Source organism: Phaeobacter sp. JH20_37 (assembly GCF_048056015.1).
Classification (GTDB): Bacteria; Pseudomonadota; Alphaproteobacteria; order Rhodobacterales; family Rhodobacteraceae; genus Phaeobacter; species Phaeobacter bryozoorum.
This window is the reverse complement of the sequence record NZ_JAYMWW010000013.1, coordinates 21,464-41,926: the sequence shown is the minus strand read 5'-3', so window position 1 is coordinate 41,926 and position 20,463 is coordinate 21,464. Positions and strand designations below refer to the sequence as shown.

At 63.7% G+C, this 20,463-nt stretch carries 16 protein-coding genes; 8 read left to right on the top strand and 8 right to left on the bottom strand.

All coding sequences use genetic code 11. The annotated features are described in order from the left end of the window. Positions 1-120 precede the first annotated feature (120 nt). The 5 genes from lpdA to VWZ87_RS05090 all read right to left on the bottom strand — a co-directional run bounded on the left by lpdA (position 121) and on the right by VWZ87_RS05090 (position 8,790). A complete protein-coding gene (gene lpdA, locus VWZ87_RS05110; RefSeq protein ID WP_416534841.1) occupies positions 121-1,515 on the bottom strand; it encodes a dihydrolipoyl dehydrogenase in 1,395 nt (464 codons plus the stop codon). Between the two features lie 191 nt (positions 1,516-1,706). Continuing rightward, complete coding sequence (locus VWZ87_RS05105) at positions 1,707-2,285, bottom strand: DUF924 family protein (protein WP_340545738.1); 579 nt, start codon at positions 2,283-2,285, stop codon at positions 1,707-1,709. Between the two features lie 137 nt (positions 2,286-2,422). After that, complete coding sequence (locus tag VWZ87_RS05100; RefSeq protein WP_340545739.1) at positions 2,423-3,697, bottom strand: MFS transporter; 1,275 nt, start codon at positions 3,695-3,697, stop codon at positions 2,423-2,425. 249 nt (positions 3,698-3,946) lie between these two features. Beyond that, positions 3,947-5,017: a tRNA preQ1(34) S-adenosylmethionine ribosyltransferase-isomerase QueA gene (queA, locus tag VWZ87_RS05095; protein ID WP_416534840.1), complete on the bottom strand. Its 1,071-nt coding sequence runs from the start codon at positions 5,015-5,017 to the stop codon at positions 3,947-3,949. Positions 5,018-5,142: 125 nt separating this feature from the next. Beyond that, on the bottom strand, positions 5,143-8,790 hold the full coding sequence (locus tag VWZ87_RS05090; protein WP_416601027.1) for a DUF3971 domain-containing protein: 3,648 nt from the start codon (positions 8,788-8,790) through the stop codon (positions 5,143-5,145). Between the two features lie 100 nt (positions 8,791-8,890). Between VWZ87_RS05090 and VWZ87_RS05085 the strand changes: the two genes are divergently transcribed. From VWZ87_RS05085 to VWZ87_RS05060, 6 genes are all read left to right on the top strand, one after another. Beyond that, entirely contained in the window at positions 8,891-9,352 is a 462-nt protein-coding gene (locus tag VWZ87_RS05085; RefSeq protein WP_340545742.1) for a peroxiredoxin, read from the top strand. 156 nt (positions 9,353-9,508) lie between these two features. Beyond that, positions 9,509-10,387, top strand: coding sequence for a ferritin-like domain-containing protein (locus VWZ87_RS05080; protein ID WP_416534838.1), 879 nt, complete (start codon positions 9,509-9,511; stop codon positions 10,385-10,387). 462 nt (positions 10,388-10,849) lie between these two features. Beyond that, positions 10,850-12,181 carry a DUF5930 domain-containing protein gene (locus tag VWZ87_RS05075; RefSeq protein ID WP_340545744.1) on the top strand — a complete coding sequence of 444 codons (1,332 nt, stop codon included), beginning with the start codon at positions 10,850-10,852 and terminating at the stop codon, positions 12,179-12,181. Next, positions 12,171-12,713, top strand: a complete 543-nt coding sequence (locus VWZ87_RS05070; RefSeq protein ID WP_416534837.1) for a bactofilin family protein — start codon at positions 12,171-12,173, stop codon at positions 12,711-12,713. The genes VWZ87_RS05075 and VWZ87_RS05070 overlap by 11 nt, the downstream gene beginning before the upstream one ends. A 247-nt stretch (positions 12,714-12,960) precedes the next feature. Next, positions 12,961-14,205: a calcium-binding protein gene (locus tag VWZ87_RS05065; RefSeq protein WP_416534836.1), complete on the top strand. Its 1,245-nt coding sequence runs from the start codon at positions 12,961-12,963 to the stop codon at positions 14,203-14,205. Between the two features lie 225 nt (positions 14,206-14,430). Beyond that, the gene (locus tag VWZ87_RS05060; protein WP_416534835.1) at positions 14,431-15,927 is read left to right on the top strand and encodes a calcium-binding protein; all 1,497 of its coding nucleotides are present in this window, start codon (positions 14,431-14,433) and stop codon (positions 15,925-15,927) included. 88 nt (positions 15,928-16,015) lie between these two features. Here VWZ87_RS05060 and VWZ87_RS05055 read toward each other — a convergent pair whose 3' ends face one another. The 3 genes from VWZ87_RS05055 to VWZ87_RS05045 all read right to left on the bottom strand — a co-directional run bounded on the left by VWZ87_RS05055 (position 16,016) and on the right by VWZ87_RS05045 (position 18,278). Continuing rightward, positions 16,016-17,026, bottom strand: coding sequence for a DUF3179 domain-containing protein (locus tag VWZ87_RS05055; RefSeq protein ID WP_416534834.1), 1,011 nt, complete (start codon positions 17,024-17,026; stop codon positions 16,016-16,018). Positions 17,027-17,227: 201 nt separating this feature from the next. Next, positions 17,228-17,779: a peptidylprolyl isomerase gene (locus tag VWZ87_RS05050; RefSeq protein WP_340545748.1), complete on the bottom strand. Its 552-nt coding sequence runs from the start codon at positions 17,777-17,779 to the stop codon at positions 17,228-17,230. Beyond that, a complete protein-coding gene (locus tag VWZ87_RS05045; protein WP_340545749.1) occupies positions 17,772-18,278 on the bottom strand; it encodes a peptidylprolyl isomerase in 507 nt (168 codons plus the stop codon). The genes VWZ87_RS05050 and VWZ87_RS05045 overlap by 8 nt, the downstream gene beginning before the upstream one ends. 193 nt (positions 18,279-18,471) lie before the next feature. Here VWZ87_RS05045 and VWZ87_RS05040 point away from each other — a divergent pair, with 193 nt between their 5' ends. Together VWZ87_RS05040 and VWZ87_RS05035 are read left to right on the top strand one after the other, a co-directional pair. Beyond that, positions 18,472-19,662 (top strand): phosphoglycerate kinase, encoded by a 1,191-nt coding sequence (locus VWZ87_RS05040; RefSeq protein ID WP_416534833.1) that lies wholly within the window; start codon positions 18,472-18,474, stop codon positions 19,660-19,662. A gap of 256 nt (positions 19,663-19,918) precedes the next feature. Next, complete coding sequence (locus VWZ87_RS05035) at positions 19,919-20,218, top strand: FtsB family cell division protein (RefSeq protein ID WP_340545751.1); 300 nt, start codon at positions 19,919-19,921, stop codon at positions 20,216-20,218. Positions 20,219-20,463 lie beyond the last annotated feature (245 nt).

Genomic DNA, 20,463 nt, shown 5'->3' with positions numbered 1-20,463 from the left:
CGCCCCACTGCAAAGTACCAGCCGAGCGATACATCAAACACGACCCCCCGGACGCAGAAACGCCCGAAGCATGGCCTCGGGCGTTTCTGTCATTTCAATCAATCAGGCCCAAAGACCAGATTACATATGGATCACCCGATCAAAGGCATCGAGCACGCTCTCATGCATCATCTCGCTCAGCGTCGGATGCGGGAAGACGGTGTTCATCAGGTCTTCTTCGGTGGTCTCCAGCTGGCGACCCACCACATAGCCCTGGATCATCTCGGTCACCTCGGCGCCAACCATATGGGCCCCCAGCAACTCGCCAGTCTTGGCGTCAAAGATGGTCTTCACCATGCCCTCGGCCTCACCCAGCGCAATCGCCTTGCCGTTGCCGATGAAGGGGAAGCGGCCGACCTTGATGTCATAGCCCAGCTCCTTGGCTTTCGCTTCGGTATGACCAACTGAGGCGACCTGCGGCTGACAATAGGTGCAGCCTGCAATGCTTTCCGGCTTCACCGGATGCGCGTGCTTGCCCGCGATCAGCTCGGCCACCATGACGCCCTCATGCGACGCCTTATGCGCCAGCCAGGGCGCCCCTGCGATATCGCCGATGGCATAAAGGCCATCGACGCCGGTGCGGCAGTATTCATCGGTCACGACATGAGTGCGGTCGACCTTGACGCCCAGACCTTCCAGCCCCAGCCCCTCGACATTGCCAACGATGCCCACGGCGGAAATCACGGTGTCGAACTCCTGTTTCTCCACCTTGCCGCCGACCTCAATATGGGCGGTGACTTTGCCCTTGCCGCGGTCCAGCTGCTTGACCATGGCTTTCTCCATGATCTTCATGCCCTGTTTGACAAAGGCCTTCTTGGCAAAGGCGGAGATTTCCGCGTCTTCGACCGGCAGCACCCTGTCCATCACCTCAACAACCGTGGTGTCAGCGCCCAGCGTGTTGTAGAAGCTGGCAAATTCAATGCCGATGGCGCCGGAGCCGATGACCAGCAGCTTCTTCGGCATCCGCACCGGTTGCAGCGCGTGTTTGTAGGTCCAGACCAGATCGCCGTCCGCTTCCAGCCCCGGCAGTTCGCGCGCACGGGCGCCAGTCGCCAGCACGATATTCTTCGCCGCCAGTTCCTGCGTGCCCTTTTCGGTTTTCACCGACACTTTGCCCTTGGCCGGGATCGTCGCCTCGCCCATTACCACGGCAATCTTGTTCTTCTTCATCAGATGGCCAATGCCGCTGGACAGCTGCTTGGCCACCCCGCGCGAACGTTTCACCACAGCGTCCAGATCATAGCCGATGTTGTCTGCCTTCAGGCCGAAATCCTTGGCCCGCTCCATCAGGTGGAACACTTCCGACGAGCGCAGCAGCGCCTTGGTCGGGATGCAGCCCCAGTTCAGGCAGATGCCACCCATATGTTCACGTTCGACAATGCAGGTCTTCAACCCCAGCTGGGCGGCACGGATGGCGGCAACATAGCCCCCCGGCCCTGCGCCGATTACGATCACGTCATAGGTTTCTGCGGCCATGGTGGTTCCTCGCCATACTGGATCAAAAACTAGTTCACCGTTAAACTATTTCTCGCGGCACTGCAATCACACTATGCAACCGCATAGGAGCCATGCAAGAAACAGCAACGCCGCACCCCGTTCCTTGGGGCGCGGCGCAAAAACAGTGTCAGGGCAGGATGCGTTTCAGGCAAGCCTGAAAGGCAGCCGCCTCAGCCTGCGGCCTGAAGACTGCGCATGGTGCTGCCATAGCCACCGGCCATGACGTAATCCATTTCCGGCGCGGTGCTGCTGCGCGCCAGCGCCTCGTTGCGATAGGGGAAACGGCCGAACTGGCGGATCACCTCGCGGTGGGCGCGCGCATGCAGCAGATTGGACGCGCCGTTCTTGGGCATCCGCTCCAGCATCAGCCGCACGCAGCGTTCCTGATCGCACAGGTTCTCCGAATGCATCAGCGGCAGGTAGAAAAACTGCCGCTGCGGTTCGTCGATCTTCATGTCCCAGGACTTGCTGATCGCACATTTCGCCGCCGCCAGTGCCAATGTATCCGACGAGAAAGCCTGCGCCTGCCCCCGGAACATGTTGCGCGGAAACTGATCGGTCAGGATGATATAGGCCAGAACCCCCTGCGGGCTGCTGCGCCAATGGTCGCATTTGCCGGCACAGGCCGCCTCCCATGTTGGCTGAAACCGGCGCCGGATCTCCTCATCCAGCGCGTCATCCTGCATGTACCACCCCTTCTCTCCCGTGCTTACAAGCCAGAAGTCCAGGATCTCCTCGGGACCTGTCATAGGTCTGCCTCCACATAGATACCGTTCTGAAATTCAGACTTTTTTGCAGAGATTTTACAAGGGCAAGCCCGTCACGATTTGCGTCATACACGACAGTTTCGTGAAAAACTTGCCACAGTTCCCGTGAGTTAGCGCAATCAGCTCGCTTCGGCGGCGGCTTCTTGCTCCTCGATGTCCGCCTCGATGGCATATTCCTGGGCGAACTCAACCGCAACAGGAGAGGCCGTCGGCGACATCGCAGACATGATCCCGGTCTCTTCGGTGGGAATCGCCGGGCGCTGGGTTGTGCGATAGGCAGCATAGACCGCCAGCATCAGCAGCAGCAGCGCGGTAAACAGGAAGAACCCCGGCGCACCAAAGACCTCATCCCCCATCAGCCAGCCGGTGATCAGCGGCCCGGCGACAGCGCCCAGCCCGTTGATGAACACCAGCCCGCCCGAGGCCGCCGCCATGTCGTCATAGTCGAGATAATCGTTGGTATGGGCAATCAGCAGCGAATAAAGCGGGTTGGTCATGCCCCCGATCAGGAAGGCCGCAATCAGCAGGAAACGGAAATCAGCCCCCAGGATCATCGCCCCGATCGCAGCACCGCCGGCAACCGCCGCGCCAAACAGGATCAGGATCCGCCGATCCATCCGGTCTGACATCCACCCCAGCGGGTATTGCATCAGCACAGCCCCCACATAGAAGGTCGCAACGAAGATCGAAATCTGCGTCAGGCTCAGCCCGGCCGCAGCGCCATAGACCGCGCTCATGCCAAATTGCGCCGAGAACACGCCCCCCAGCAGGAACATGCCCACACAGCCCAGCGGCGAGGCATCCATCAGCTGGCGCAGGGTCATCGGCTTGGTCCGGTCAAAGGCCGGGGTTGGCGAGATCGACAGCAGAATGGGGGCAAAGGAGACCGAAACCACCACCGAAGCGATGACAAAGGTCTCATAGCCCGAGGGATCGCCGACCAGCAACAGCGCCTGCGCGCTGACGATGCCGATCATCTGCACGATCATATAGAGCGACAGCGCCTTGCCCCGGTTGGCATTGTCAGAGGCATTGTTGAGCCAGCTTTCGGCGGTGACATACACGCCGGAGAAACAGAAACCGATCAGCACCCGGCCCAGCATCCAGGCCACCGGGTTGGTGATTGCCGGATAAAGGATCATCACCGCCGAGATGAACGAGGCCAGCGCCGCAAAGACCCGCACATGGCCGACCCGCCGGATCATCTCCGGCGCCAGACGCGATCCGCCCAGAAAGCCGACAAAATAGGCCGACATGACAAAGGACATCTCGAGGGTAGAAAACCCTTCGATCTCGCCCCGAACGCCCAGCAGGGTCCCCTGAAGACCGTTGCCGACCATCAGCATACCCATACCCAAAAGCAGCGCCCATGCGCTCGACAGCACCTGCCACATTGCCCGTCTCTCCTACTTCGCTTGTCCGTACCAGAGCGCGCCGAACGGGCTCTGGGCCCGCTCCGGGGTCCTGGTGAATTGGTCACGGGCATCGCAATCGCCCGGCGCCGTTATGAACAGGGTCTTATGGCAGCTTCATGACCAAGAGACCCCAAAAACCGGGTGTGCCCATTGCAAACCCGGTGACAATTGGATCCGGCAGGACCATAGCCCAGACCAGTTAAAAATGCTTCTCGCTGAAATTATCCCTCAGGTCTGCGACATCTCCGCCACCGGCGGTATCAAAAGCGACGCATCGCCATAGGAAAAGAAGCGGTAGTTTTCTGCCAGCGCATGGTCATAAATCGCCCGGATCCGGTCCTGCCCCATCAGCGCCGAGACCAGCATCAACAGCGTCGATTTCGGCAGGTGGAAATTGGTCATCAGCGCATCCGCCACATGGAAGGTGAAACCGGGATAGATGAAGATATCGGTATCGCCTTCCCAGGGCTCGATTGCACCGCTCTGCCCGGCGCTTTCGATCAGCCGCAGCGCCGTGGTGCCAACCGGGATCACCCGGCCACCTGCGGCCTTGGTTGCGGCAATCTCGGCGGCGGCCTCGGCGCTGACGCGGCCCCATTCGGCGTGCATCCGGTGGGTGGTCACATCCTCGACCTTGACCGGCAGGAAGGTGCCCGCCCCCACATGCAGGGTCACATAGCTGATCTCGACCCCCATGGCCTTCAGCTCTGCCAGCAGCGCCTCGTCGAAATGCAACGAGGCTGTCGGCGCCGCCACCGCGCCGGAATTGCGCGCCCAGACGGTCTGGTAATCGGTCTTGTCCTGCTCATCCGCTGGCCGCTTGGCCGCGATATAAGGCGGCAGCGGCATCGCCCCCGCCTCGGCCAGAGCCGCATCGAAATCGGTGCCACTCAGATTGAACGTCAGGTAGCCCTGCCCGTCCTCGACCCGCTCCAATGTCGCGCTCAGCGCCTCGGAGAACACGATCTCCTCGCCCGGTTTGACCTTTTTCAACGGCTTCAGCAGCGCCGCCCAGCTGCCATCGGCGCCGGGATCCAGCAGCGTGACCTCCACTTTGGCGGCCATCGGCCCCTGTGCGGTGTCACGGTGGCGCAGCCCGCTCAGCCGCGCGGGAATCACCTTGGTGTCATTCAGCACCAGCCGGTCACCGGGGCGCAGCCACTGGCCCAGATTGGCAACACGCGCGTCGCAGATGCTATCGCCCTCGGCCACCAGCAGCCGCGCGGAACTGCGCGGCACTGCCGGACGGGTGGCAATGCGGTCATCGGGGAGATCGAAGTCAAAATCACTGAGTTTCATAGGCTGCGATATAGGCTGTTGCGCGGCCCTTGGCCAATAGGTTTTGCACCTTTGTCCGCGATCGGCACACCGCCCATGGATCGCCTTGGAATGGCCCATGGATGGTCCGATGGCAGCGGGTCGCCCTAGCGGTCTTCGCCCGGCGAAACCGAATAGCTCGGCCTGTCGCGTTCGGCGCGCGGCACGGCGGGGGCTGGCGGCTCCTCCCCCGGCAGCCGCGGCGCCGGTCCGCGAAACAGCTCGCGGAACATCCCCGGCGCCAGCCCCGACAGCGGGTTCACCTGCACCTGAGGATCATCCGCCGTGCCCTTCAGCGTAAAGGCAAAGCCGATCAGCCCCTCACCCTTGCGGGTAAAGACGCGGCCGATGGCGTTGAGCAGATAAATCGGCGAGACCACCCCGCGCATATTCAGCACGCTGCGCTCCAGATCGTAATTGCCGTCCATCGACAGGCCGATCGACGGCCCCACCGCGCTGCTTTCATGGACAATCAGATGGGTCGCCCCCAGCCTGAACCTCGCCTCCACCGTGGTGAACAGAATGCCCTGCCCGGCCAGCGTGTCGATCAGCCCGACAACGCTGACCGCATTCAGCAGCGCCGCCATTGCGGGGGCGTCCTTGATCCGGGTGTTCTTGACCTCGATCTGGCCGTCATATTCGCCGGGGGCGCCGGGGGCCGGCACCAGCGACATGTCGAATGTCCCGCCAGAGCCATGGCGCAGCACCCCCGCCGCGCGGAACACCCCACCGGCATCCTGAGACTGGATCCGGGTGGCAAAGCCGCCATCCTTGGGCACCACCACGCCGCTGACCCCGGTCTGCCCGTTCAGCGCCGCGGTGAAGTTGCCGTTGAGACCGCCAGTGGTGGAAAACCGCCCGGCAAAACCGGTGAGCGCGATACTGTCGGTGACCTGCATCCGGTCCAGTTGCAGGCTGATCGGCCCGGTGCCGCCAGAGGCACCACCGCTGCTGCCGCTGCCGCCGGAACCATCGGGCATCTGCCGCAGATCCAGCACCCCGTTCAGCACATTGATGGCCGGCGACCGCGCGCCGCGCCCCACCAGATCGACAGCGCCCCGGAACCAGCCCTGCAGGTCGACGCGGTCAAACCGCGCCCGGCGCAGACCACCGCCCGGCTCCAGCGTGATGGCACCGGCCGCCCGCAGCCCCGCCGCCTCCAGCGACAGCGCCTGCACATCCGGCGTCTCCCCAAGGGTCGCGCTGAGTTTCAGCTGGCCGGTGCCTGCCTCGCTCAGCCGCCAACTCAGCGCCGGAATGCGCAGCCCCAGCCCCGCAAGATCGCTTTCCAGGGTCAGCCGCGGCGCCTGCCCCTTGTCGATCACCACCTCATAACGGCCTTCGCCGCGTCCGAATACCGATCCCGCAGGCAGGCCGATATCAAACGTATCAATCGTGTTCTGCAACAGTTCGATGGTGCCGCTGACCCGCACCGGCGCGGCCCCGCCCGCAGCCGCAACCGCCCGCTCCGCCGCCGGTCCCACCGCCTGCCGCCAGATCAGGCTGCCCGGCACCCCGGAAAGCGCGCCGCCGCCCTCGATCTGCACATGGTCCTGATTGCCGCTCAGGCTCAGGGCCTTCGCCGCCACGCGCTGACCCGGCACCAGCACATCGCTGCTGACATCACGCAGGCGCCCCCGGTAGTGATAGGTGATCTCCTCGGGCGTGACGCCCTTGCGCAGGGGCACCGCCAGCGTGCCGCTGATCGCAACCTGCCCCGTCGCCAGATCCACCGGCAACCCGGCCTTGTCCATCACCGACAGCGGCGGACGGTTGAGCAGCGACAGCGCCGCCGTCACCGGGCCTGTGGCCTCGATCCGGGCAATCCCCGGCGCGCCGTCCTTCACCGAAGTGTCAGGAATGATGAACGACGTACCCGCCGCATCCACGCGCCCGCCCTGATCCGCCGTCACCCAGCCCTTTGTCGCCATCACTACCAGACGGTTGCCATAAAGGCTGAACTGCCCGGCCGCATCGCGCAGCGGTGGTAGCGTTTTCTGAAACCGGACCGCCGCCTCCTCGAATGCCAGATCCAGATAGACAAACGGCTTTGCCGTGCCCTGGCCACGCAGCGCGAAATTCACATCGCGCGCATAGCCTGCCAGCAGGTTCTCGCGCACCCATTCGCGCGGCTTTGGCGGGGCTGCGGCAGGCCAGACCTCTTTCAGCCGCTCGGCGGTCATCCGGTTGGCGCGTCCGTTCAGCGCGTAATCCCAGCCGGTCTGCCCCGCCGAAATCTCGCCATCCAGCAGGATCCGCGTCTCACCGTCACGCACCAGCATCTCGCCCAGACGCAGCCGAAACGGCGCCATCTCAAGCTTGAAATCCGCCGTCACCCCCGCCAGATCCAGCGGCGCTTCATAGAGTTTCGCCGGATTGAGGCTCAGGTCCTGAAACCGCAGCTGCCCCACCAGATCGGTGAGCTGGCCGTTCTCCACCCCGATCAGCCGCGCCCGCCCCTCCATCGAGCCGGAGCCCCAGCCGCTGTTCACCGACAGCTCGTTGAACTGCAGCTCCTGCCGCGCGGGCAGATAGGTGAAATAGCTCTGCGCGCCGGTGATCGGCACCGGGCGGGTGGCGGCGGTGGGCTGGATCACCCCCTCGCCAATCTGCAAGCTGGCAGAGACCGGCAACAAGGCACCCTCGCTGCTGATGGCACCGCGCAGAGAGCCCGAAATCGGCGCGTCCAGAACATCCAGCCAGCCGAGCGCGGCGCTCTGGGCGGCGATATCCTTGCTCGCCACCGAATTGACCAGGACACCGAAATCCGCCGCCTTGTCGCCAATGGCTGACCTGTAATTCGCCTCGACCGTGCCGACATAATCGCGCCCGCTCAGCAGCGAGAACCCGGCGGCCAGCTCAATCTCCTGTCCGCTGCGGCCCATGCGGATGCTGCCGCCATCCAGCGTCCAGACCCGACCCAGCCGCGCGTCCTCATAGCGTAGGGTCAGCGCCTCGGTCTCCACCGCAACCAGCGCCGACAGCACCGGCAGTTCCAGCTGCCGGTCCCATTGTTCGATCAGCGCAGGCAGGGTGGCGGCCTGCCGCAGCGGCGCCTCCCCCTCGGCCAAACTCAGCGCCAGACCGCCACTGTTGTCGCGCCGCAGCGTGCCGTAAAGACCGCTCAGCATGATCGTCTTGGGTCGGATCTGCCCGCGCAGCAGCGGCCGCATCGCCAGCGAGGCCTGCGCGTCCGCCAGCCGCGCCACCCGCGCGCCGGTCTCATCGCGCAGGGTCACATCGCGCAGGCTGACACGGGGCCGCCAGCCCCGGTTCACCACCAGATGAATGGCACCGAATTCAATGCTCAGTCCGCCGAGGTGCTGCTCGATCCGCCGCTCTACCCGGTCGCGCAGCCAGTCCGGCGCATCTATGCGCGTACCCAGCCCGAGAAAGACAACCCCGCTTGCCAGCAGCGCTAGCAGCACGGCGGTGATGGTCGCACTGCGCAGCATCCGCCGCAGCAGTCGCCGTTGGGGCCGCGCGCGCTCCGTCGCCGCGGGCGGCAGATCAGCCCCTGCCGCCGCAGGAATGCCCAGATCCCCGGCCGAAATCCCGTCCGACGCACGAGGCCCCGGTACCGGCACCGCCTGTTCCACCGGTGGCGCCTCATCGGGGCCCAGATAGACAACCCCCTCCGGCGGCGGCACCGCGCGCGCAACAGCCACATCCTCATCCGCCGCAGCCCCATCGGGTGCAGCCTCCTGCGTGGCCTGCGCCGACACAGAGGAAGATGGCTCCCGCTCGGGATCCACCGCTATGGGTGAGACCGGTTTAATCCTTGCTTTCCCTTTGCCCGTGATGGCCTAACTATGGCACGCAAACCCTGCGAAACCGTTTTGGAGACCTTAACTTATGCTCGCCCCCTCAGACCCAGCGCCCTCCTTTAACCTGCCCCGCGACGGCGGTGGCACCGTGACGTTGGAGGAGCTGCGCGGCAAGGCCGTTGTCCTGTTTTTCTACCCCCGCGATGATACCCCGGGCTGCACCAAGGAATCCATCGGATTTTCCGAGCACCTGCAGGCCTTTGCCGATGCCGGAACCGTGGTCTATGGCATCTCCAAGGATCCGGTTGCCAAACACGACAAATTTGTCGCCAAACACGGGCTGACCACGCCGCTTCTGTCCGACGCCGACGGCACCACCTGCGAGGATTATGGCGTCTGGAAAGAAAAGAACATGTACGGCAAGAAACACTGGGGGATCGAACGCTCGACCTTCCTCATCGACGCCGAGGGCAATATCGCCCGGATCTGGCGCAAGGTGAAGGTTGACGGCCATGTCGCCGAGGTGCTGGAGGCGGCGCAGGCGCTCTGAACGCGGCCCCATCCCGCCAGCCATTCCGCCCACCGTGCCGGCCGCCCCGCTGATCCAGATCGGCCTGACGCGGGGCTGCCTATCGGGTTGCGCGCCACAGCCGCCGGTGGCAGGGAGGGACAAGAGCAGCCCACCGCCAGTAACGGACCCGCCCAGATGACCAGCGACGCCCCGCAGACCGCAGCCGAGACCACCGCCCCGCTCACCCTTGCGCAGATGGCGCAGCAGGTGCTGACCACCGCCGACGGGCGCGAGAAAACCGCGCTGTCGCGTCGCCACGCCGCGCACTGGTTTGCCTCGCGCGCCGGTGATGCGGATAAGATCGAGATCGGCACCGCCAACCCGCCGCTGCACCCGGCCCGCCCCGAGCGCCCGGAGCTGCTGAACCCCCGCGATGTGCCGCGCCGCCGCCCCGGATCAGAGGCCGGCCGTAAGGCGCTGCTACATGCGGTAGCCCATATCGAACTGAATGCGGTGGATCTGCACTGGGACATCATCGCCCGCTTTTCTCATGTGCCGATGCCGATTGGCTTCTTTGACGACTGGGTCAAGGCGGCAGATGAAGAATCGAAACATTTCAATCTGATGTGTGATTGTCTTGAGGCACTGGGCAGCCATTACGGAGATCTTCCGGCCCATGCCGGCATGTGGCGCGCCGCCGAGGACACCGCCGAGGATCTGATGGGTCGGCTCGCCGTCGTGCCGATGGTGCTTGAGGCGCGCGGCCTGGATGTGACCCCCGGCATGATCGAGATTTTCCGCAAGGCCAAGCTCACCCAGGCGGTTGATGCGCTGGAGGTGATCTACGCCGAAGAGGTCAGCCATGTGGCCTATGGATCGAAATGGTTCCATTTCCTCTGCGGGCGCGACAATCTGGACCCGAAAGAGGTCTTTCACGATCTCGTCGGTAGATATTTCCATGGCCATCTGAAACCGCCCTTCAACGAGGAAAAACGTGCCGAGGCCGGCATCCCGCCCGATTTCTACTGGCTGCTCACCGAAGATATCCCGATGACCCCCCCGGCCCTACGCTAGGCCACCCACAGCCACAACAGGTGCGGGGCGCGGCGCCATCGGCTCCGCGAAGTGGCCAATAGCGCGCGCTCCCAGCGGCCTGCGCAGGACGCCGCAGACGGTCCAGCAACCTGACCTGAACACCCCTCCGATCCGGTAAGCCTGCCCCGTGTCGGCAGGCCGACCGCCGCAGCCCCATTACCGGCCTCACACCCCGGATCGGGCGGTTATCGGCGATTTTTCGCTCATTCACCCGCTGATCTTCGCCCTGCCGCGCGGTTTCCGCGCCCTCCCGCCGAACACCGGGCCAACAGGCTTGCCCAAATTCCTCCGGCTGGCTATTCCCTTTCGCCATGGCGCGTATCTGCGCGTCCAGGCACTGCGACAGGGGCGCTCCGAGGGGGACCGGAACCGACCGTCACACCGGCAGGAGGAGCGCCGGTACAGGCAGTGCGACAACTGGGGCAGGACAAGGACCAAAGCGTGCGAACACGTCTGGCAATCAAAATTCACGCATTTCTTGAACGTCGTTTCCCGGAGCGACGTGTGTTCCTCAAATCCGACACGGATACCCGTTTCATCCGGCTGCGCTCCGAAACCCAGCTCATCGCCTTTGCCGGCATGGCGCTGCTGGTGGCCTGGTCCATCGTCGCCACCGCCATCGTGCTGATGGACAGCATCGGTTCCGGCAATTTCCGCGAACAGGCCAAGCGCGACCAGATGACCTATCGTGCGCGGCTCAATGCGCTGTCGAGCGAGCGCAACGACCGCGCCGCCGAGGCGCTGGCCGCCCAGGAACGGTTCAACGCCGCTCTGACGCAGATTTCCTCCATGCAATCCGAGCTGCTGGCCTCCGAGACCCGCCGCCGTGAGCTGGAAACCGGCATCGAGGTGATCCAGACCACTCTGCGCCAGACCATGAAGGATCGCGAAGCCGCCCGCGACGCCCTCGCCGCGCTGAAACAGGAAACCGCCGCCGATAGCCCGGCCCAGCTGATGGCTGTCAGCGCGCCCGTGCAGATGGAATTCATGGCCGAGGCGCTGGCCGAAACCGCCGCCGAGCGTGACCAGATCGAAGCCAATGCCCAATCCGCGCTTGAACAGCGCGACGCGCTGGAGCTGGAACTGCGGCTGATGGATGAGCGCAACGATCAGATCTTCCGCCAGCTGGAAGAGGCGATGGAAGTCTCCGTCGCCCCCCTCGACAAGATGTTCCGCAGTGCCGGAATGCCCACCGACCGTATCCTTGAACAGGTCCGGCGCGGTTACAGCGGTCAGGGCGGTCCGCTCAGCCCTTTAGCCCTGTCCACGCGCGGTGAGGAACCCACCCGCGAAGAGCGCAGAGCCAACGACCTGCTGCACCAGATGAACCAGCTGAACCTTTATCGGCTGGCCGCGCAGAAGGCGCCTTTCGCATCGCCGGTGAACCTCAACCTGGTGCGCCGCAGCTCCGGCTTTGGTTATCGTCGCGACCCCAAAACCGGCGGCCGCCGCCTGCACAAAGGCTCCGATTTCGCCGGACAGACCGGCACCGATATCTTTGCCACCGCCGATGGCGTGGTGACTCATGCCGGCTGGCAATCCGGCTACGGAAAACTTGTGACAATTCAACATGCCTTTGGCATTGAGACGAAATATGCCCATAATTCGAAACTCCGCGTGAAGGTCGGTCAAAGGGTCTCGCGCGGGGATCACATTGCTGATATGGGTAACACCGGACGGTCCACCGGGACCCACCTCCACTACGAGGTTCGGGTCAATGGCAACCCCGTAAACCCGATGATCTATATCAAGGCTGCGAGAAATGTTTTCTAAAAGCAAAATCAACGAGCCCGGCCAGAAAGCGGCCGAAGCAACCCCTGCGGCACCTGCGCCGTCTTCCGCTCCGGTTCCGCCCGCCAGCGATTTCAAGGCCACCGCGCCCAAGGCCAAGCCACCGGCCTCCGTGCTCAGCTCGGATCTGCACATCACCGGCAACCTCAAGACCACCGGCGATATCCAGGTCGAAGGCACCGTCGAAGGCGATATTCGCGCCCATCTGCTGACCATTGGCGAAAGCGCCACTATCAAGGGCGAAGTGACCGCCGATGACGTGGTGATCAATGGCCGCATCGTCGGTCGTGTGCGCGGCCTGAAGGTGCGCCTGACCTCGACCGCCCGCGTCGAAGGCGACATCATCCACAAGACCATCGCAATCGAAAGCGGCGCCCATTTCGAAGGCTCCGTGCAGCGTCAGGACGACCCGCTGAACCCCGGCAAAGCCGCAGCGCCCCGCGCCGCAGCCCCGGCACCGGCCCCCTCCGCCGCCGTCTCCGCAGCCACCGCCGCTCATAAAGCCGAGAGCTGATCCGAGCCTTCCATTGGCCGTATCGACAAAAAATCAACGCCGCAGGTTCCGCCTGCGGCGTTTTTGCTGCGCCATGGTCATCTGCCCGTCTGACCCGACTATCCCAGCATGCGGACGCGACGTCGCCCGGTGAATGCAGCGCGATTCTTAGGCGCGGATCTTGCAGGCATAGGTTGCTCACTGTACGAGACCGTTAAAGTTGCAGGCATTTGGTCTGCTGCATCTCTTATCAGGATCTCTTTCTGTTATGGCAATTTTTACTGTAAATGATCCCACCGGAACGCTGACCCTGGATGGCATCAACGATCTTGGGTTTTCAGGTCTCAGCCTGAGTAGCCGAACCAGCAACCGGCTGTACTTTACCTCCCCCAGCGATACCTCGGTCACCCTGACCGGAACCTTCACCTCATCCTCTCCCTACCTGTGGACCGTGAACTCCATGTCCGTGGCGACCGGCAGGACAACGGTCTATTCCTTCAGCGAATTTTCGATGACCTTCTATCGGTTCGCCTCGTCCAGCGGCAGCGCTCTCGAAGCTGCGCTGCTGACCGGTGATGATACCATCACCTCCAACATGACCGAGGGCAACCGCTGGCTGGCCTATGGCGGCGACGATGTCATCAGCCTTGGCACCGGCAATGACTATGTAAATGGCGGCACTGGCACCGATCGTCTGATCATCAACGACAACTTTGGCCGCACTTCCGCGTCGTCCTTCTATGGAACCATCACGCTGGAGTCCGCCGATGGCCGCGACACGCTGGTGTCGATCGAACAGCTGCAATTTGCCAATCGCAGCTTCGCGCTGCGCACCGGCAGCAGTTTCGACAACACGCTGAGCGGCGATCAGGATGCCCAGCTGACCAGCGACATGATGCTTGGTGGACGTGGCGCCGATACGCTCTCTGGCCTCTCCGGGCGCGACATGTTGCTGGGCGAAGAAGGCAACGATCGCCTGCTCGGCGGCACGGGCCATGACACGCTGAAAGGCGGCGATGGGGATGATCTCCTGCTTGGCGGCACCGGGCGTGACTGGCTGGCTGGCGATCTTGGCGACGATATTATCGTCGGCGGGTCCCACGGTGACAAACTCATCGGCGGCGGCGGTAATGACCAGCTGCGCGGTCAGTCAGGTCACGACCTCCTGCGCGGCAACTCCGGCCAGGATACACTCCTGGGCGGCCAGGGAGACGACCGCCTCTATGGTGATGGCGGCAGCGACCGGCTGATCGGTCAGGAGGGTGACGATACGCTGACCGGCGGCGCTCACGCCGATACCTTTGTCTTCCATCGTGGCTATGGCAGCGATGTCATCACCGATTTCACCCTTGGCGAGGATCTTATTCAGATCGGGCGTGGCGCGGATGGGGTCGAGGATCTCACCTTCACCCAGCTGGGCGCCGATGTTCAGATTGCCTTCGCCGATGTCACCATTCTGGTCGAGAACAGCACGCTTGAGCAGATCGAGGCGGCGGACAATTTCCTCTTCTGAGCGATATCGCAGATCAGCACTGACCAAGGGCGCCCCCAATCGGGGCGCCTTATTCAATACTGCAGGCGACAAGTCCGCCGTGCACACGGTGCAGAGTTTTCGCAACAGAATTAACAAAGGTTAATTATTCGTTAACCCGAGACTTCCCCGATCCAGACCCGCCCCCTAGGTTTCCGACAAAAGCATCAAAAAGATGCAACGGGCATTCAGGCAGCAGGTCAGACCATGGCAGAGCTTTTTGTAGCGGCCGCGTCAAATATGGCGCCGCCGTTTGATTTCAATGACTTCGACTTTACCAAAGTGGCTGTTCTCAGCACTTCCGAGACCCAGATCGCCGTGCAATACCGCGACTTTGTGCTGGTGTTTCAGGGCAGGTTCACCTTTGACGAGACCGGCAATCTGACTGCGGACAGCCCGCTCAACAGCTTTGCCCTGTTCCACCACCAGACCCTGATCCTGTCGGTCAGCGGCTTCAGCCTGCCCTCGCAGATGATTGCCACCAGTGACCTTCATTCGCTGCTGGCACTGGCGCTGGCGGGGGATGACACCATCACCTCGGCCTGGAACGGTGGCGAGCGGATCCAGGGGTTTGGCGGCAACGACACCATTCAGGCAGGCGGCGGCAATGATACCATCATCGGCGGCCCCGGCGAGGATGAGCTGCGACTGGCGGAGGGGATCACCAGCTACAGCTTTGCCTTTGACGACATCGCAGGCGCGCAGCTCACGACGCGGGCCGGACAGGACCTGCTGCTCAGCGTGGAGACAGTCCGCCTCGCCACCCAGACCCTGCATATTCAGGAAGGCGGCAGCGCCGACGATATCCTGACCACCCGCAACGCGGCGGAGAGCAAGAGCTCCGACATGATCCATGGCCGGGGCGGCAATGACAGCATCGCCGGCGGCGCGGGCAAGGATTTCCTGCTGGGCGGCACCGGCGCCGACACCCTGTCGGGCGGGCGCAACAATGATTTCCTCGACGGCGAGCTGGGGGACGATCACCTCTCCGGTGAGGCCGGTCACGACAACCTGCGTGGCAGCCTTGGCAATGACACGCTGATCGGCGGCGCTGGCAATGACACCCTGCGTGGCGACAACGAGATTGGCCCGGCCGAAAATGCCAATGACCTGCTGATCGGCGGCAGCGGCCACGACAGCCTTGACGGCAACGCAGGCCACGACACGCTGAGGGCCGGTAGTGGCGCCGATACGCTTGATGGCGGCGACGGCAATGACCGGCTTGACGGTGGCAACGGGCGCGATCTGATCACCGGTGGGACCGGCGATGACAGCCTGACCGGTGGGCGCGGCAATGACACGATGACCGCCGGTACCGGCAGCGACCGGCTCAGCGGCGGCGGCGGCCACGACGTGATGCGCGGCGATGCCGGCGATGATCTCCTGCTGGGCGGGCGCGGGCATGACACGCTGTTTGGCAGCGACGGCGCTGACCGGCTCATCGGTCAGTCCGGCCATGACCGCCTGACCGGCGGCAGCGGTGCCGACAGTTTTGTCTTTGGCCGTGGTTCCGGTCAGGACACCATCACCGATTTCCGCCTTGGCGAGGATGTGATCGAGATCACCCGCGGTGCAACCCGCATCGACCACCTTGGATTTGCACAGCTCGGCGCGGATGTGCGCGTCACCTTCGCCAATGTCTCCCTGCTGGTCGAAGACGTGACCGTCGATCAGCTAATGGACACCGATAACTTCCTGTTCTGATTAGATACCGCTCTCAGAATATGGCTATGGGCGCGCCTTTGCCGGTGCGCCCTCTTTTTCGTGCAGAACTCGGTTGTGCACCGCCTCCTCACTCCAGCATCCAGCGCCCCTTGGGCCAGAAAGCATGATAGGCAAAGGCAAACATCACATCATGGGCCAGATCCGCACCGTTCTGTCCCCGCACCCGCACCGATCCGACGTCGCGCCCCTTGCCCAGCTGCCCGGCATCCAGCGCCGAGGCCTGCCCGGCCCGCCAGCTGAGGACCACCCCCGCCTCGCGGATTTCCCCGGCCGCCGCCAGTCGCGCCAGGGGCCAGGCCCGGTCCCCCACCCGCACCACACGCGCCAGCGGCGCGATACCATGGGGCGGCGGCGCGCCATCATAAAGAAACGGCCAGTTCGACCGGTCATAGCCCTGATAGGGATTGCGGCCATAGCTGCGGTTGTGGCGCGGCTCAGCCATCACCAGACCCTCTGGGTAGGCGGCGCGAAATGCCTGCCAGCTGTCCAGCCAGCTCGGCAGCTGACGCAGCTCCCGGCCCGTCATTTCGCCCACGATGCCGGTGCCCGTGGCCTGCTGCCACCAGCTCTCGCTCTCGCGGTCATACATCACCATATCGGACTGGCGCAGCTTGCCGGTGACGCCAAAGCTCAGGGTGCGGCCAGCCACCCGCCGGTCAAAGCTCATGGCGGAATTGCACAAGGGACAATAGGTGATCGCAACCGGCGTGCCACCGACCCGGTCATTGACGATTTCATGCCAGATCAGATAGCGCAGCGGATAGGCCCGCGCCGCCTGCCCCGGCAGATCCAGCACCACCACCGGTTCGGCGGGACTCAGCCCCGTCACCTGCGCCACCGGGTGAAACGCCGGATCGCTCAGCGCCGGAATGCCATCCTTTGGCGGACCACCGGATTTGATCTCATCCCAGCTGGCCACGGCGGAGCGACTGAAATCGGTCTGCGGCCACTCCCGCGCCCATTGCGCCGGATCAGCCGCCGCCGCAACAGCGCCCAGCACCACCAGCAAAGCCGCCAGCACAGCGCCGACCGTCCCAGCGCGCAGCGGATCCCGTTTCCCTATCGCCAGCCGTGACATCTCTGCGCTCCCCCTTGACCTGCGACCAGCTTCGCAACTGATCTTGAGGCGCACAGCCTGCCGCAAAATCCCCTCACATGCACCGCACAAGCCCGTGACAGGCGCGCGTATCCCAGGCTGAAACGGCAAACGGCCCGCACCACGCAGGGTACGGGCCGTTGCAATATAAATCAGATCAATCCGGCAGGCCGGATCGCAGGATCACTCGGTTACTGTGACGGTCTTCATCACATCGGGCTGGCCGACAACGGCGCCGTTCTGACTGCTGCTGCCGCGCTTGATCGCGTCAACCACATCCATGCCCTCGGTCACCTTGCCCACAATGGTGTACTGACCATTGAGGAAATGCCCCGGCGCAAACATGATGAAGAACTGCGAATTGGCGCTGTCGGGATCCTGCGAGCGGGCCATGCCGACCACACCGCGATCAAACTCCAGATCGGAGAATTCGGCCGGCAGGTCCGAGCGCTCGGAACCGCCCATGCCTGCGCGGCGCATATCGCCACCCAGCTTGCCGAATTCCACATCACCGGTCTGCGCCATAAAGCCTTCGATCACGCGGTGAAACACCACGCCATCATATTTGCCCTCGGCTGCCAGCGCGGTGATCTGCTCGACATGTTTGGGGGCCACATCCTCGAACAGGTCGATCTTGATGGTGCCATTGGCGCCCTCGCCTTCGACCGCGATCTCCAGACCGCTGGCCAGCGCAGGCCCCGCCATCAGCGCAAATACCGCTGCCAGCTTATACATCGGCTGCCACCTTGACGCTGATCATGCGGTCGGGGTTCGCAGGCGGCTCGCCACGGGTGATCGCATCGACATGTTCCATACCTTCGATCACGCGGCCATAGACCGTATACTGACCGTTCAGGAAATGGTTGTCCTTGAAGTTGATGAAGAACTGCGAATTGGCCGAATCCGGGTTGGCGGAGCGCGCCGCGCCCAGCGTGCCACGGTCATGCGGCAGCTTGGAGAATTCCGCCGGCACATTCGGCAGGTCAGAGCCGCCGGTGCCTGCCATGCGCAGGTTGAACCCGTCTTCCATATCGCCGTGCTGCACGTCGCCGGTCTGCGCCATAAAGCCGTCGATCACCCGGTGAAACGCCACATTGTCATATTCACCGCCACGGGCCAGCTCTTTCATGCGTGCGCTGTGCTGGGGGGCCACATCGGGCAGCAGCTCGATCACCACCTTGCCGTCTTTCAGCTCCATGATGATGGTGTTTTCGGGATCCTTGATCTCGGCCATGTGGCCCTCCTGTGCTTTGCATTCGCCCGATAGTTAAGGCCCGCGCCGCCGATTGCCAAGGGAGCTTTGGTCACGGAGCATTGACTGGGCGGCAAAAAGCCCCGAAACATCGCGCCAACAGCGCCAGCCCGCCTCCGCGCGACTGGCCTCGCACAGCACGACCAACACACGCGACCAACAGAAGGATATGATCATGGGCTGGACCGCACTCGACAAGATGGACCTGGCAGGCAAGCGCGTTCTGGTGCGCGTCGATATCAATGTCCCGGTCGAGGATGGCCGCGTCACCGATGACACCCGCATTCAGCGCGTCGCCCCAACGGTCAAGGATATCCTCGCCAAGGGCGGCACCCCGATTCTGCTGGCCCATTTCGGCCGCCCCAAGGGCAAGGTTGTCGCAGAGATGTCGCTGCGCCCGCTGGTGCCCGCCCTGGAAGCCGCCTTCGACGCGCCGGTGACCTTTGCCGCCGATTGTCGCGGCCCCGCCGCCGAGGCCGCGCTGGCGGGCCTGCCCGCAGGTGCCGTGCTGCTGCTGGAAAACACCCGCTTCCACGCGGGCGAGGAGAAGAATGACGCCGCTCTTGCGGCTGAGATGGCCCAGCTGGGCGATATCTATTGCAACGATGCGTTCTCCGCCGCCCACCGCGCCCATGCCTCGACCGAGGCGCTGGCCCGCCTGCTGCCCGCCTGTGCTGGCCGCCTGATGGAGGCTGAGCTGACAGCGCTTGACGCAGCCCTCGGCCAACCCCAGCGCCCGGTCACCGCCGTGGTTGGCGGTGCCAAGGTCTCCACCAAACTGGAACTGCTGGGCAACCTCGTCGGCAAGGTCGACAATCTGGTGATCGGTGGCGGCATGGCCAATACCTTTCTCGCCGCACAGGGCATTGATGTAAGCAAATCGCTTTGCGAGCACGATATGGCCGACACCGCCCGCGAGATCCTGACCAAAGCCGAGGCCGCAGGCTGCAAGATCATCCTGCCCGTCGACGTCGTCGTCGCACGCGAATTCAAGGCCGGGGCCGACAATGAAACCGTCGCCGCCGACGCCTGCCCCGCAGATGCGATGATCCTCGACGCAGGCCCGCAGACTGTCGCTGCCGTCGCCGATACGCTCTCCGCCTCCAAAACGCTGATCTGGAACGGCCCCATGGGCGCCTTTGAAATCGCGCCCTTCGATGCTGCCACCAATGCCGCCGCACAACAGGCCGCCGCGCTGACCAGATCCGGTGCGCTGGTCAGCGTCGCGGGGGGCGGTGATACCGTTGCGGCCCTCAATCAGGCCGGGGCCGCGGCTGATTTCACCTATATCTCCACCGCGGGCGGTGCCTTCCTGGAATGGATGGAGGGCAAGACCCTGCCCGGCGTCGCCGCACTGGAGGGCTGAGCCGAATCTGCCACCTGTCGCAGGCCGGAGGCCGGTATCGCCGCCAAAAGGTTAAGATCGCGGTGACCCGCAAGATCCGTTAACCACTTGTTAACACCCCGCACCCCTGCCATCCGGTTGGGGTGCGTTTTTGCGTCAGAATGTTCATAATTAACAATTTTCACCTTTCACAAACCATGATGCCTGTGGCAGTATTGTTGAAGACGCTGGGTAAACCGGCGCGAGACTTGAGCAGCAGATCATACAGGCCATCACCGTGACCCGAACCAATCGACCCTCTCTGGGTGCATTCGTCTTTTCCACGATTGCATTCGCGCTGAGCGCATATTTCACCTTCGCTGCCGTGCAGGGGGATTTCGGGTTGTTCAGGCGGGTCGAGATCCAGGCCGAAGTGGAAGCGCTGCGTCAGGATCTCGACCAGCTGAAGCGTGAGACCGCGCAGATGGAGAACCTCACCCACCGGCTGTCCGATGATTACCTCGATCTGGACCTGCTGGATGAACAGGCCCGCTCCGTCCTGGGCTTGCTGCGCTCGGATGAAATCGTCATCCGCTAAACAGCCGCCCCGGCGCAGACCGCTCTGAAACATGTGACCGCCCGCAGCCTCGCTCGCGGGCGTTTTGCTGTCCGGCGGGCGCGAGGCTGCGCCGCGCAGTGCCAGCCGATACCCCACGCCGCAGGCCAGCCCCCGATCAGCCCTCAGGTCAACGCCCCGGTACACCGCTGAAACACTGGTGAAACACCATCGCCTTTACCCCTTGGTGACGGCACGTCATAATAACACTCGCATGACGTAACAAA